11 protein-coding genes are annotated in these 14,424 nt (G+C 58.5%); 6 read left to right on the top strand and 5 right to left on the bottom strand.

The features are described from left to right. Positions 1–104 precede the first annotated feature (104 nt). Positions 105–1,478, bottom strand: coding sequence for a threonine synthase (thrC, locus tag EXQ56_09265; GenBank protein MSO20632.1), 1,374 nt, complete (start codon positions 1,476–1,478; stop codon positions 105–107). 41 nt (positions 1,479–1,519) lie between these two features. Continuing rightward, on the bottom strand, positions 1,520–2,458 hold the full coding sequence (locus tag EXQ56_09260; GenBank protein MSO20631.1) for a homoserine kinase: 939 nt from the start codon (positions 2,456–2,458) through the stop codon (positions 1,520–1,522). A gap of 108 nt (positions 2,459–2,566) precedes the next feature. On the opposite strand from EXQ56_09260, the gene EXQ56_09255 reads away from it, so the two are divergent. Then, complete coding sequence (locus EXQ56_09255) at positions 2,567–3,208, top strand: methyltransferase domain-containing protein (protein ID MSO20630.1); 642 nt, start codon at positions 2,567–2,569, stop codon at positions 3,206–3,208. Positions 3,209–3,358: 150 nt separating this feature from the next. On the opposite strand, the gene galT is transcribed toward EXQ56_09255, so the two are convergent. From galT to EXQ56_09240, 3 genes are read right to left on the bottom strand one after another with little or no spacing between them, the layout of a single operon-like run. Continuing rightward, positions 3,359–4,360 carry a galactose-1-phosphate uridylyltransferase gene (gene galT / locus EXQ56_09250; protein ID MSO20629.1) on the bottom strand — a complete coding sequence of 334 codons (1,002 nt, stop codon included), beginning with the start codon at positions 4,358–4,360 and terminating at the stop codon, positions 3,359–3,361. Positions 4,361–4,391: 31 nt separating this feature from the next. Further along, complete coding sequence (locus EXQ56_09245) at positions 4,392–4,856, bottom strand: YraN family protein (GenBank protein MSO20628.1); 465 nt, start codon at positions 4,854–4,856, stop codon at positions 4,392–4,394. A 44-nt stretch (positions 4,857–4,900) separates the two neighbouring features. Further along, on the bottom strand, positions 4,901–6,316 hold the full coding sequence (locus EXQ56_09240; protein ID MSO20627.1) for a cysteine--tRNA ligase: 1,416 nt from the start codon (positions 6,314–6,316) through the stop codon (positions 4,901–4,903). Between the two features lie 259 nt (positions 6,317–6,575). On the opposite strand from EXQ56_09240, the gene ribB reads away from it, so the two are divergent. The 5 genes from ribB to EXQ56_09215 all read left to right on the top strand — a co-directional run bounded on the left by ribB (position 6,576) and on the right by EXQ56_09215 (position 14,314). Continuing rightward, entirely contained in the window at positions 6,576–7,751 is a 1,176-nt protein-coding gene (ribB, locus tag EXQ56_09235) for a 3,4-dihydroxy-2-butanone-4-phosphate synthase (GenBank protein ID MSO20626.1), read from the top strand. Positions 7,752–7,773: 22 nt separating this feature from the next. Continuing rightward, a complete protein-coding gene (gene sppA, locus EXQ56_09230) occupies positions 7,774–9,510 on the top strand; it encodes a signal peptide peptidase SppA (GenBank protein ID MSO20625.1) in 1,737 nt (578 codons plus the stop codon). An 819-nt stretch (positions 9,511–10,329) separates the two neighbouring features. Continuing rightward, positions 10,330–11,115, top strand: a complete 786-nt coding sequence (locus tag EXQ56_09225; GenBank protein ID MSO20624.1) for an enoyl-CoA hydratase/isomerase family protein — start codon at positions 10,330–10,332, stop codon at positions 11,113–11,115. A 106-nt stretch (positions 11,116–11,221) separates the two neighbouring features. Beyond that, entirely contained in the window at positions 11,222–12,688 is a 1,467-nt protein-coding gene (locus EXQ56_09220; GenBank protein MSO20623.1) for an aldehyde dehydrogenase, read from the top strand. 186 nt (positions 12,689–12,874) lie between these two features. Beyond that, positions 12,875–14,314, top strand: coding sequence for an aldehyde dehydrogenase (locus EXQ56_09215; protein MSO20622.1), 1,440 nt, complete (start codon positions 12,875–12,877; stop codon positions 14,312–14,314). The last annotated feature ends 110 nt before the right edge of the window (positions 14,315–14,424 follow it).

Raw genomic sequence — 14,424 nt, 5'->3', positions numbered from 1 at the left:
GGTTGCTCAACGAGCACGCCAGACGGCGCTCGACCGCTGCCTTCCGGTGGTGGCTCCTTTGCGATGGGAGCCCGTGCTCTCTTCACCAAAACTATGCAGATTTTCTAGCCTCGCTGGCGAACCGACTCCAGCGCTTTCATGATCGCGGCAGGATCGGGAGGCACCACAACGGGACGATTGGGAAAACGCGGCACAATGCGCCGGTCGCCGTCCGCGTCGTGAGTGGACAGAGTTCCTTCGTGGTACGCCAGTGAGTACATGGGGTCCTTCAGCATGTTGCCGGTGAGGACTCCAATCACACGCTCCGAAGGCTTGATGATTCCGGCGGCGACCAGCTTCCTGGCTCCCGCCAGGCTGGCGGCGGAAGCCGGTTCGCAGCCGATGCCCGCTTGACCGATGACGGCCTTGGCGTCGGCAATCTCCTGCTCGCTTACAGATTCGCATACGCCGTTGGTGGATTCTAATTCACGCAACGCTTTGCGCCAGGAAACCGGAGCGCCAATTTTGATCGCAGTGGCCAGCGTCCTGGGATCAGCGACTACGGGCGCGGGATAACTCAGCGGCGCGCGGCCCTCGGCGCGGGCTTTGCACAATAGCTGGTGCAAAGGCGCCGAGCCTTCGGCCTGAATAATGGCCAGCCGCGGCATGCGCTTAATCAGCCCCATTTCAAGCATCTCGCGCAGCCCTTTGCCGAAGGCCGAGGAGTTGCCGAGATTGCCGCCCGGCAACACGATCCAGTCCGGCGGCTCCCAATTGAGCCGCTCCATGATCTCCACCACGATGGTCTTCTGTCCCTCAATGCGGTAAGGGTTCACCGAGTTCATCAAGTAAACGCCGGCTTGCTCGACGAATTGTGACACGACTTTCCATGTCCCGTCGAAATTGGCCTCCACCTGAATGGTGATGGCGCCGTACTCCAGCGACTGAGCCAGCTTGCCCGCGGCGATCTGGCCGGCGGGAATGAAGATCACGGCATGCAGCCCGCCATAGGAGGCATAGGCCGCCAGCGATGCCGAAGTGTTTCCCGTGCTGACGCAGGCAACAATCTTGCGCCCCAGGTTCAACGCTTTGGTGACGCCCGCGGTCATCCCGTTATCCTTGAACGATCCGGTGGGGTTGAAGCCCTGATGCTTGAAGCCGATGGAGTCGAGACCGGCATAGGCGGCGGCGTGCTTCGACTCAATGATCGGCGTGTTCCCTTCCCGCAACGTCACCACCTGATCCTGCTCACGCAGGAATGGAATGATCTCGCGGAAGCGCCAGACTCCGCTCAGATCGCGCGGATCGAGCGACATCTTGCGCTCACGCCACAGCCGCTTGAGCGCCTCCGGATCGGCGGCGTGTTCGTAGATCACATCGAGCAGGTTGCCGCAGTTGGCGCACTCCGAGCGCGTGTCGTCGAGAGAATACGTGGCGGCGCAGGAAGTTTCAATGCAGCGCAAGTGTCCGCTGGGGCGATCCGACGAAACTCTGGGCATCGGCGACGATGGGCTGTGAGACACAGGTGAGTCCACGGAAGTTACGAGCTCCTCTCAATGACAATGCCATCATGGTCTATCGGCAGCCGCACGGCGCTTGATTCCACATTATTCTTCCTGAAGCAGTCCTGGATGGCGGCAGCAGGTGCGTCCTGTGCGGAGTTGCCCGGCAGCGGTTGGCAAAACGCCAGCACGCTGGGGCCGGCCCCACTCAACGCCGTCCCCAGCAGCCCGGGGATATTTCGCAACTTGAGTATTTCCTCGAAGCCCGGCACCAGCGGGGCGCGATAGGGCTGATGGATGCGGTCGCGCATGGCTTCGCCCAAAAGGTCAATTCGTCCATTCTGCAACGCGGCCAGCAGCAGCGCCACGCGCTGCACATTAAACACAGCGTCCTGGCGCGCGTACTGCCCCGGCAGAGCGGCACGGGCCGATTCGGTGGATAGCTGGAACTGCGGGATCACCAGCAGCGCCTCAAAATTATCCGGCGCGGCGCAGGGCAGCGCCAACACGCTTCCGGACTCCGTCTGACAACTGGCCACGAAGCCACCCATCACGGCGGCGGCGGCGTTATCAGGATGCCCCTCGATCTCCGTCGCCCGCTCGATCAGGTTCTGCCGCGTCTGTCCCTCGCCCCCTCCACCATTGACCTCATTCGCCAGAGCCAGCCCGGCGAGAACGGCGGCGGCACTGCTGCCTAAGCCGCGACCAAGCGGAATATCATTCTCAATCACTAATTCAAAGTTCTGTCCCGCCTGCGGCCCAGCCCGCTTGGAAAATATTTGCCATATCAGGTTGTTGGCATCAGCGGGAATGCCTTCCGAAGCCGCTCCCTGCGCAGCAATCCGTAATCCTTGAGACGAGGGTCGCAACGTGCAGCGCAGGTGAAGGCCCATGGCAAGGCCCAGCGCGTCAAAGCCCGGTCCCAGATTCGCGCTGGAGGCCGGAACGCGCACTCGGATTTCACGAAATGATTCCATGCAGCCGTCTATGCCTCACAACCAAACACTCTATCCTAACCTATTTTTACAACGGGCCTGTCGCTGGTGTATAGTGTGGAAAATCAGGGAGCAACCAGCGAAAACCGAATGCTAAGAACTATCGTTCGCCAACTCAAGAAATTTCCCCTCGACTTTGGCCAATACGAACTTCGTTATACGACGAAGGGAAAGTTGATCGCCTACCAGTTGGTCGGCGAGGGCGCGAAAAAAACAGCGCTAGATGTAGGTTGCCGCGATGGCTATTGGTCGGAACGGCTCAAGGAGAAACACTATGCTGTGGACTCCTGCGATATCGAGCCTCACTACGCAGGCGCGACTCAGGTCGACGTCAACTTGAAGCTGCCGTTCGCTGAAAGTTCGCTTGATCTGATCTGGTGTACCGAAGTCATCGAACATTTGCTCAATCCGGCCTTTACGGTCTCGGAGTTCAAGCGCATCCTCAAGCCCGGCGGCCAACTGGTGATGACCACGCCCAACCAGGGCTTCTGGGTTTTCCGCATAATCGAGCGGTTGGGAATCCCGATGGCCACTCTGGAGAACGAGGACCACCATTCATTTTTTACCTACGCAACCATGGGAGACCTGGTTGGCAAGTGCAACTTCTTCGGCTACTTTCCTTATCTGCTAATGAAATTCCACATTCGCGCCGCCGCTCCACTCCTATCTCCCACTATCGTATTGAGCCACCTCAATGACAAGGCAACCGGGCAAGTAGTCCCTGTTGCTTAGGATTGCTGAATTACTGTTTTTCTTTGTCATTCCGAGCCGAGCGAGGAATCTGCTTTTGTCCCGTACTGCTAAAACAAAAACAGATTCCTCAGCCCGGCAAAATACGCCGAGCTTCGGAAAGACATCTCTGGAGAGTTTATCGGCAGCCTGTTAGATCTCGGCGTTGCGCAGAAACTGCGCGGCCTCTTCCGGCGGGGTGGGGTTGATGTAGAACCCAGTGCCCCACTCGAAGCCAGCGACGCGGGTCAGCTTAGGCATCAGTTCTATATGCCAGTGATAGTGCGCGCTGGTCAGCTCCTGCACGGGTGAGGTGTGTATGACCATATTATAGGCAGGCCGCTCCAGCACCTGGTCCATCTGCGAGACCAGCTTCTTGAGCGCCCGCGACAAATTCTGAAACTCGCGCATCTGCCCATTTTCATAATGCGACTCATGCACCTTGGGCAATATCCACGTCTCAAAGGGGAAGCGCGGCGCATAGGGCTCGATGACTACGAAGCTTTCGTTTTCATCCACTACGCGCACCTTGGAATCCATCTCCTGGCGGATCATGTCGCAGAAAATGCAACGCTCCTTGAGCGAGTAATACTGCCTGGCGCCATCCACTTCCTCGCGCACGCGGATGGGCACAATGGGCAGAGCGATCAACTGGGAATGCGGGTGTTCCAGCGACGCGCCTGCTGCTTCGCCGTGATTTTTGAAAATTAAAATATAGCGGAAGCGGCGGTCCTTGCGCAGGTCCACAATGCGGTCGCGATAAGCCCAGAGTACATCTTCCAACCCTTTTTCAGTAAGCCGGCTGAAGGTGCCTTCGTGCTCGGGCGTTTCGATAATCACTTCATGGGCGCCCACGCCGTTCATCTTGTCGAACAGTCCTTCGCCCATGCGACCCAAGTCGCCTTCGATGCCCAGCGCCGGAAATTTATTGGGGATCACGCGCACGGTCCAGCCCGTCGAATTGGGCGTGGAGCCATTCCCGCGATAGGCCAGAATTTCCGACGGCGTCTTCGCCTCGTTGCCGGGACAAAATGGGCAGAAGTCTCCGTGAGCGTGGGTGGAGGGCTCGCGCAGAAAATCCGTGGGCCGCTTGGCGCGCTCCGTGGCGATGATCACCCAGCGTCCGGTGATGGGGTCTTTGCGCAACTCAGGCAAGGAAACTCCCTAGAGCTGATTCTCTCTTGATCTATCGGAAAGCTTCGCGGAGATGTTGAATGCGCGGCGCGTCCGTAGCGTTCTCATTGGAATACTCGACGCTGACAATATCAAATCGCACCGGAGCCGACTCCTGCCGCGCATGGTGCCGGTACTGTCGCGCCGCTGCCAGCACATGGCCTTGCTTGGCACGATCCACGGCGGCTTCGGGAGCTTGCAGATCGGTGCGGCTGCGCGACTTTACTTCCACAAATACCAATGTGCCGCCCTCCCAGCCGATCAGATCAATCTCGCCCTTTAGTCCTTCCGGACGATAATTGCGCGCGACCATCACGAAGCCCTGCTCACGAAGATGCCAGTAGGCCGCTTCTTCGCCTGCCCGACCCAGCCGGGCTTTCGCGGTGGTCAAGCCCGCTCGACGCAAACGGGCGAGCGACGCGGCGCGAACCATTTTTCGCCACAATCTGGCAGGTGAGATCGCTAACGGCATCTGCATAATCCCATCCGCTCACACGAATCAGCTACCGCTCAGGCATCCAATCACTTGTAACGCCAGCGCGATCCGCCTTTTGAATCTTCGATAATGATGCCCGCCGCGATGAGATCATCGCGGATCTGGTCGGCGAGCGCGAACTGCCGCTGCTTGCGCGCATCCAATCGCGCGGCGAGCTGGGCCTCCACTTGCTCCGGGCTCAACCGGCCATTCGAATTCCCCGCCCCGATCTCGGACTCGATCGGCATCACGTCAAAGATGATGTTCCATTCGTCAATCGCCGCAAGCAGTCCGGCAATATTACTCTTGCGGAGTTGACCCGCGTCGATCGCCGTATTGGCATCGCGCACCAGCTCGAACAGCGCGCCGTGCGCCGCCGCCGTATTCAGATCATCGTCGAGGGCAGTACGCATCGCGGAGGGAAATGCCGCTGCCTTCGCCTGAATTTCCAGATGAACACCCTCGGGAATATCCGAATTCGCCAGACGAAAACGGAAGTTGCGCAGACGCTCAATCGCCGCTGCTGCCTGCCGGAGCCCTTCCAACGTAAAATTCAACTGCTTGCGATAAGGGACGGAGGACAGCAGATAGCGAATCGACTCCGCCGCATAGCCCTTGTCGAGCAGGTCGCGCAGCGTGTAGAAATTGCCGAGCGACTTCGACATCTTCTGGCCATCCACCAGCAGATGCTCGGCGTGCAGCCAGTAGCGCACGAACTGTTTGCCGGTGAGAGCCTCCGACTGGGCAATCTCATTCTCATGATGCGGGAACGCCAGATCAACCCCGCCGGCGTGAATGTCAAATGTGTCGCCGAGATATTTGCCGGCCATCACGGAGCACTCAATGTGCCAGCCCGGACGACCCGGCCCGATCTCGGTCTCCCAGAACGGCTCGCCTTCCTTCGGCGCTTTCCAGAGAACGAAGTCCCGTGCATCCGCCTTCTCATACTCGTCGTTATCGACCCGCGCCCCGGCCATCATTCCTTCTACGTCGATCTTCGAGAGTTTGCCGTAATTCGCGAAGTTGGCAATGCGGTAATAGATGGACCCTTCGCTGGTGTAAGTGAAGCCCTTGTCCTGAAGCTGCTTGATAGCGTGAGCCATCTCCTGAATGTGATCGGTGGCACGCACCACCAGCTCGGGCTGCTCCAGGCGCAGGCGCTGACAATCCTCATTGAACGCGGCAATATACTGGTCGGTGAAATCACGCAGCGAGAGACCCGCGGCAATGGAGTTGCGAATGGTCTTGTCGTCCACGTCGGTGATGTTCATCACGTGGAGCAGGTCGTAGCCGCTGTGACGGATGTGGCGGCGCAGGATGTCGCCAAACAAGAAGGTGCGGAAATTGCCGATATGCGCGAAGCCATACACCGTCGGCCCGCAGATGTACATGCGCACCTTGCGATTCTCCAGAGGAACAAAATCCTCGGTGCGTGCGGTGAGCGTATTGTAAAAGCGCAGCATAAATTCAGACCGAAGCGGCAGGATCGAGTCACGGTCCCCTTTAATCGAAATCCCATTGTAGGAGTGACGTCCGATGCCGTCAACTTAATGTCCTGCTAGGGACAGGTCTCCAGACCTGTCCCTGGAGGGCAGGCAGGAATGCCTGCTCCACTTAAGCCCCATCGTGGACTAGCTCACCAAGAGCGCCACCACCGGCCCGTCAAACGCGTTATAATTTTTAAAGGCAAGGGAAAGAGTGAATCGAGGAAGGACTTTGAACATGAGTGATGCCAGGGCATACGGATCACCACTAGCCACCATTGAAGAGGCCATTGCCGAGTTCCAGGCCGGTCGCATGGTAATCGTGGTCGATGATGAGGACCGCGAAAATGAAGGCGACTTGACCATGTCCGCCGAGAGCATTACGCCGGAGGCCATTAACTTCATGGCCAAGCATGGCCGCGGCCTCATCTGCCTGGCCATGACTGAGCAGCGCCTCGACCACTTGCAAATTCCCCTGCAGACCACGCGCAACACGGCAACCTTCGGCACGGCCTTCTGCGAATTGATTGACGCCAAAGTGGGCACCACCACAGGCATTTCCGCCGCCGACCGCGCGCGCACGATTCAAGTAGCCATTGACCCGGCCAGTAAGCCGGCTGATCTCGCGCGTCCCGGACACATACCACCGCTGCGCGCGCGCAACGGGGGTGTGCTGGTGCGCGCTGGGCAGACCGAGGCTTCAGTGGATCTGGCTCGCCTTGCCGGCATGGTCCCCGCCGGTGTGATCTGCGAGATCATGAACGACGACGGCACGATGGCACGACTCCCGCAACTCGAAATATTTGCTCGCGAGCACAACATGAAGATGGTCTCGGTCGCCGACCTGATCCGCTACCGCCTGAAGACAGAGCGCTACGTTCGCCGCCTGGCCGAGTCCGTCATCGACACTGAGTATGGCGAGTTCCGCATGATCGCGTATGAATCCGACGTGGACGCAGGAATGCACATTGCGCTGGTAATGGGCGCCATCGCTGGCGACACCCCCGTCCTGGTCCGTGTGCATTCGCACTGCCTGTTGGGCGATGTTTTCGCCTCCACGCGCTGCCAGTGCCACACGCTGGTGCATCAGTCTCTGGAGCGCATCGGCAAGGAAGGACGCGGCGTGCTGCTTTATCTCCACCAGAGCGGCATGGGCTTCCATATCGAAAACCCGGAGAACGGATTGCCCGCGCGCATTGTCTCCCATGCGCGTCCCGTCCCGGCAGAGAATGAACCAGAGTTCGCGCGGCGTGTCCAGCATGAGAGCGGCATCGGCGCGCAGATTCTCTCCGATCTGCAATTAAAAACCGTCCGCCTGCTGACCAATCATCCGCGCAAAGTAGTCGCGCTGGAGGCTTACGGCATCAAAATTACGGAACAGGTTCCCGTGAGCAAGGCGCCCTCGCGGGTGTAGCGATACGAATTGAGAGGTTCTTGTGAAGAAGTGGTTCTTTGGATTGCTCACCGGCTTTTCCCTGGCCTTTACTCTGATCACATTGGTTACCCTCTACAGCGCGTACTATGGCAGCGGCAGACCCAACATCAAGGAAAATTCCACGCTGGTGCTGGATATTTCCGGCGATGTCCCGGAACAGGTCTCGCCCGACATCGCCGGACAGTTGCTCGGCGAGCGGCAGCCCATGACCATGGTGTCGTTAATCCGCACCATCGAGCGCGCCAAAATCGATAATCGAATCACTGGCATTCTGCTCCAGCCTGGTCGCTTGGGAATGGGTTGGGGCAAGCTCCAGCAACTGCGCCGCGCGCTCGCTGACTTCCGCACCAGCGGCAAGAAGATTACCGCGCTGCTCGGCGTCTCAGGCTCTCGGGAATACTATCTGGCCAGCGTCGCCGACAAACTCTACCTCTCGCCGGCGGGCGCTCTGGACGTCAAGGGCATCCGCATGGAGGTAATGTTCTTCAAGGATGGCCTGGCTAAGATTGGCGTTCAGGCGGACCTCGAACAGATCGGAGCCTACAAGAATTTCGCCGATGTGTTCAAGACCAATCAGATGAGCGAGGCTTTCCGTGAGGCCTCCACGTCCATGATGGACGACATCTATGGCGGCTTCCTGACCACCATCGCCGCGGCGCGCCGCAAGCCCGTTGAGGAAATGCGCAAGTTGATTGAAGAGTCCGGCCCATTCGAGCCAGCCCGCGCCGAGCGGGCCGGTTTGGTTGACGCGCTGCGTTACGCGGACGAAGTGGAGAAGGAAGTTGCCGGCGGCAAGAGCGAAGAGGACGCACCGCAAGTGGATGTGGAAGATTATAGAACTGCTACCGCCCCCACGCTCAAGAACAAGTCGCCGCGCATCGCGGTCGTTTATGCCGTGGGTGATATTACCTCCGGCAAGGAATCTCACAATCCTGTAATGGGTGGCAAGACACTCGGCGCGGAGACCATGGGCGAGGTGCTGAAAGATGTCGAAGAAGACGACGACATCAAGGGCGTGATCGTGCGCATTGATTCGCCCGGCGGCGACGCCTTTGCGTCTGATGAAATCTGGCGACGCATGAATCTGCTCAGCAAGAAGAAACCTCTCGTATTCTCGATGTCGGACGTGGCCGCCTCGGGCGGATATTATCTAGCCATGACCGGCGATCCCATCATCGCCGAGGCTGGCACGCTCACCGGCTCCATTGGAATTGTCTACGGCAAGTTCAACCTGAAGGGCCTCTACGACAAGCTGGGGATCAACAAAGAGGTGATCTCGCGCGGCAACTTCTCGCGCCTCGACTCCGATTACGGCCCCTATACTCCAGAGGAACGCGTTCGCGTGCGTGCACTGATGACCGATTTCTATAACAAGTTTGTTGGCAAGGTCGCCGCCGCCCGCAAGATGACTCCCGAGCAGGTGGACAAGCTCGCGCAAGGCCGCGTCTGGACCGGCACGCAGGCCAAGGCCAACGGCCTGGTGGATGAGTTGGGCGGCATGGAGCGCGCTCTTGAAATGATCAAGCAGAAATCCGGCATCGCCGCCGGCGACGACGTGCTTCTCGTCGAATTCCCCAAGCGCAAACGGCTTCTCGACCTGCTGCTGGAGCGCGCCCGCGGCAGCGCCAGAATGTGGGCCTCCCCACTCGACCAGGCCCGCGCGCAGCTCATCGAAATCGAGGCCTTCGCCCGCACCACCGGCTGGGCCCGCATGCCCGCACAGATTGACATTCGTTAGTCTATGGAATTGACGGCACAGTGCTGGAAGCTAAATTGCAATCAGCTGGTATATCTGTGGATGCTTTTCCTTCGATTGCTTTTTGCATGATTGCATCTATTTTATTCATCAGTAGTATTAGGGCAGATGGATATCGAACCATTTCTTTCATGCTTGCAACATAATATTCTCTTGTGGCGATTGTCTTAGACTTCCCCTTGCCATATGGAATCTCAAGGGTGATCGTTTCGATAAAGTCGACAGGAGGGTGCGGCGGGGTAAAGAAGCTCGGTATCCTTTTTACGTAATTTTACTTCAGAAATTCTTCGAACCCGGCTACATCCCACTGCTCTAATTGGAGGGAATACGAAAAGGACTGATTCTGCTTAATCTCCTTCCCTGTATCACCATCTATAAGTCGGTCCAACGGTCTCCACCACTTGGAGTAGCTGACGCTCCCGTTTGAATACACCCGGACACAAGATTTTTCTTCCTGATTACCGTACGGTCCACGCGAATGGGTATCCACCTTAAGAATCAGCCACTGATTTTCAACTGTTTGAGCGTGAATTAGTGTTGCTCGGAGCAAAAAAATCAAGAGTCCGGCATAAGAGAATCGCCTCCGCATTCTGAAATTATCCCACACTTTGCAATCCGGAGTTTGGGCATTTCTGCAAAGCCGGAATTGGATGTGAATTCGCGCTGGCACACCTGAGCTTCCTGTGATATTCTTGGATGTTTCGTACCGTACTTCTATGGAATCAGGCGAGATACTGCGGCCCAGCGGCTGCGGAAGAGGTTCGTTCCTGTCCGTCATTAATCTCAACGAGGAGCAAGCGAATGGCAAAATTGGTCGATTACACAGTAGATAACGGGCTGGCTATCATTGAATTGAACAGCCCTCCGGCGCACGCTTATGGCCATGAGATGATGCGTGATCTGGATGACGCCATCCTGCAGGCGCGCATGGATGACGAGGTGTTCGTCATCATCCTGCGCGGCAAAGGCGACAAGTTTTTCTGCGGCGGCGCGGACATCAAGATGCTCAACGAGAAATCGCCGAGCTACTTCTACTACTTTTCCTTGCACGCTCAGGAGACCGCGCGGCGCCTGGAGCTGACGCCAAAGCTGGTGATCGCGGCCATCAACGGCCACTGCATGGGCGGTGGATTTGAGATTGCGCTGGCCTGCGACATCCGCGTCGCCAAGCGCGATGGCGGGCGTCTGGGCCTGCCTGAAATTAATCTTGGCCTCGAGCCCGGCGTGGGCGGCACGCAACGTCTGCCGCGCATTATCGGTTACGCCAAGGCCGTCGAGATCATCGCCACCGGCCGCGCGCTGGCTTTTGAAGAAGCGCTCGACCTGGGCATCCTCCATTACGTTTACGAACCAGCCACGTTCTGGGAAGAGACACTGGCCTACGCCCGTCAGTTCTGCCCACCCAACAAGGCCTCCATGGCCGTGGGCCGCATCAAGCTATCGGCGCGTATGTCGCTCGAAACCGGCATCCACGAAGGCATCGTGATCGAGCACGAAACGCTCCAGCAACTTTACGTTAGCGCGGATGCCCGCGAGGGAGTCAGTGCTTATTTGCAGAAGCGGCAGGCCAAGTACACAGGCAAATAACGGTGTTATATCACCAGTACTTTTAATGAGTTACCTGTTAAAATTCAAGTTTTAGATTTTGTTTTGACTAGATCAGAGAGACTTCAGAAAGATTAAGGGAGGATTCATGTCAACAGCGGAAGCAACTGGATTGAGACTTAAGAATTTTGTGAACGGCGAGCAGGTGGACGCGCTTAGCGGCGCGGTCTCGGAAGTACGCGACCCCGCCACCGGAGAGCTTGTCGGCTTCGTACCAAAGGGCGGCGCGGAGGATGCCAAGCGCGCGATTGACGCAGCGGATGCGGCGTTTGAAGCCTGGTCGGACACTGGCGTACAAGAGCGCGCGCGTTTGCTCTCGAAGGCGCATGACGCCGTGCATCATCATGTGCCGGAGTTGGCGGCGCTGCTGAATCGCGAGCAAGGCAAGCCGGTCAGCGAAGCCATGACCGAGATTGAGCACTTCCTGCACGGCCTGGATTTCTACGCCGGACTGGCCACCAAGGTTCGCGGCGCCCATGTTTCGCTGCCGGACTTCCCGAACAAGAACGCTTTCGGCTTGGTGATGCGACGCCCCATCGGCGTCTGCGCCGGCATCGTGCCGTGGAACTTCCCCATCACCCTGATGGGCACCAAGGTCGGCCCCGCACTGGTGGCGGGCAATACCATGGTCATCAAACCGGCGGGCAGCACGCCAATGACCGCGATTCGCGTGATCGAGCTGATGAATGAAGCAGGCCTGCCCAAGGGCGTGTTGAACATCGTTACCGGCCCCGGTTCGAGCGTCGGCGAAGAGTTGATCTCCAACGCCAAGGTTCGCCGCGTGGCCTTCACCGGCGCATCCAACACCGGCCAGCACATCATGGAAGTCGCCGGACGCACGTTCAAGCGCGTTACGCTGGAACTGGGCGGCTCCGATCCGATGATCGTCTGCGACGATGCGGACCTCGCTCGCGCCGCGTCAATGGGCGCCGTGGGCCGCTACTTTAACTGCGGCCAGCAGTGCCTGGGCGTGAAGCGCATGTACGTCTTTGAGAACGTTTACGATGCCTTCGTTGAACAGCTTGTGGGCAAGGTGAAGAAGTTGAAGGTCGGTCTGGGCACCGAGAAGGACACCCGCATCGGCCCATTGCACACCGACGCGCAGCGCGCCGAAGTGCAGGAGCAAGTGGAAGACGCGATCAAGCGCGGCGGCAAAGTTCTGGCCGGCGGCAAGGCTGCGTCAGGCTTCAAGACCTCGAATTTCTTCGAGCCAACGTTGATGGTGGATGTCCCGCACGATTCGCGTTTGGTTCAAGAAGAAGTCTTCGGCCCCGCCCTGCCCGTCTTCAAGGTAAAGGATCTGGACGAAGCGATCCGCCTGGCCAACAGCTCTATGTTCGGCCTCGGCTCCTCCATCTGGACCAAGGACCTGTCCCGCGCCAACAAGGCGGCGAACAAGATTCAGGCCGGCATTACCTGGATCAACTCGCTGCACTACGGCTATGATGAACTGCCTTTCGGCGGCGTGAAGATGAGCGGCATCGGTCGCGAGCACGGCCCCGAGGCGCTGGATTATTACATCGAGCCCAAGGGCGTCGTTTACGCCGGACTGTAAGCAGGCCGGTATAGCGTTCAGGAAAAGCCCGCGCCAAGAAATGCGCTTGACGCGGCTACCAGTGCGTAGGGGCATAAGCCTGCCTTGGTAGCCGCGTCATCCCGGACTTTGGAATGGCGCGGGGTTTCCATTACTCATTGAGACCAGCACTTTTTACACCCAATAAACTTAGAGAGGTTACGCGAAATGGCAAAGCTTTATATCGCCGGGCAGGAATTGGAATCAAAGAGTGGCGAGTCCACAAAAGTTATGAATCCTTCCAACGGAACCGTGGTAGACACGGTATCGAAGGGGAATAAAGAAGATGTTCGCATGGCGGTGGACGCGGCGGAGATTGCGCTGAAGAAATGGTCCAAGGTCTCGCCCGCTCAGCGCGGCGAAACGCTGTTCAAGGCCGCCCGCGGCATCGCGGCGCACATTGATGAACTGGCCACCAGCCTCACCAAGGAACAGGGTAAGCCCATCAAGGAAGCGCGCATGGAGATTCGCCGCTTCCAGCACACCATGGAATATTACGCTGGACTCGGAAAGAACCTGCGCAGCCTGCAGATTCCCATCGCCGAAGGCCGCTTCGGCATGGTGCTGCGAAAACCGATCGGCGTCGTCGGCGCGATCATTCCCTGGAATTTCCCGGTCTCGCTGCTCGGCAACAAGCTGGCTCCCGGATTGCTTGCGGGTAATAGCTTCGTCATCAAGCCGGCCAGCACCACACCGCTGACCACCGTGCGCGTCTGCCAGATTCTCTCTGAAGCCGGGCTGCCGGAAGGCACGCTGAACGTGGTCGCCGGACCGGGGTCAAGCGTCGGACAGGAATTGCTGGAGAATCCTAAGATTCACAAAATCGCCTTCACCGGCGCCACCGACACCGGCAAAAACGTCATGCGCACCGCAGCCGATACGCTGAAGCATGTAACGCTGGAGCTGGGCGGTTCCGATCCGATGATCATCTGCGATGATGCCAACCTCGACGAAGCCATCAGCGCGGCAGCCGTGGGACGCTTCTTCAACTGCGGTCAGGCCTGCCTCGCCGTGAAGCGCCTGTATGTATTCGACTCCGTGTATGACTACGTGGTCGGCAAGCTGGTGGACAAAGTGAAGAAACTCACCATCGGCGATGGCTTCAACGAGAAAGCCCGCCTCGGCCCGTTGCACACCGACGGACAACGCAAGGAAGTGGAAGATCAAATCGCCGACGCCGTGAAGCGCGGCGCGCGCGTGCTGGTGGGCGGCAATCGTCCCGAAGGCAAGGAGTACGAGAAAGGTAATTTCCTGATGCCCGCCTTGGTGGAAAATGTGCCGGATGACGCGCAGCTTGCGCAGGACGAATGCTTCGGGCCCGCGCTGCCCATCTTCCGGGTGAAGAATATCGAGGAAGCCGTCGAGCGCGCCAACAACAACATCTACGGCCTGGGCTCGTCGGTGTTCAGTTCAGACCTGTACAAGGCTCACTACGCGGCGGAGAACCTGGAAGCCGGCTACACCTGGGTGAACTCGGCGCAGATCATTTTCGACGAAATGCCTTTCGGCGGATGGAAGCAGAGCGGCCTCGGCCAGGAGCACGGACTGGAAGCGCTCAACTACTACACCATGTCGAAGAGCGTGGTCATCACGCTGCGTCCTGAGTAACTCAATAGCAATTGCACTGGAGTAGATTCGGGAACCCCCATTCTCCAGAGTGGGGGTTTTCGTTTTTTCGCGCGGATCAGAGCCCCGACCGCCAGGGAGGGGGCACCTTG

Source organism: Acidobacteriota bacterium, from assembly GCA_009691245.1.
Lineage (GTDB): Bacteria > Acidobacteriota > Terriglobia > 2-12-FULL-54-10 > 2-12-FULL-54-10 > SHUM01.
The sequence above is the reverse complement of the archived record's forward strand: the minus strand, read 5'-3'. Positions and strand labels throughout refer to the sequence as shown.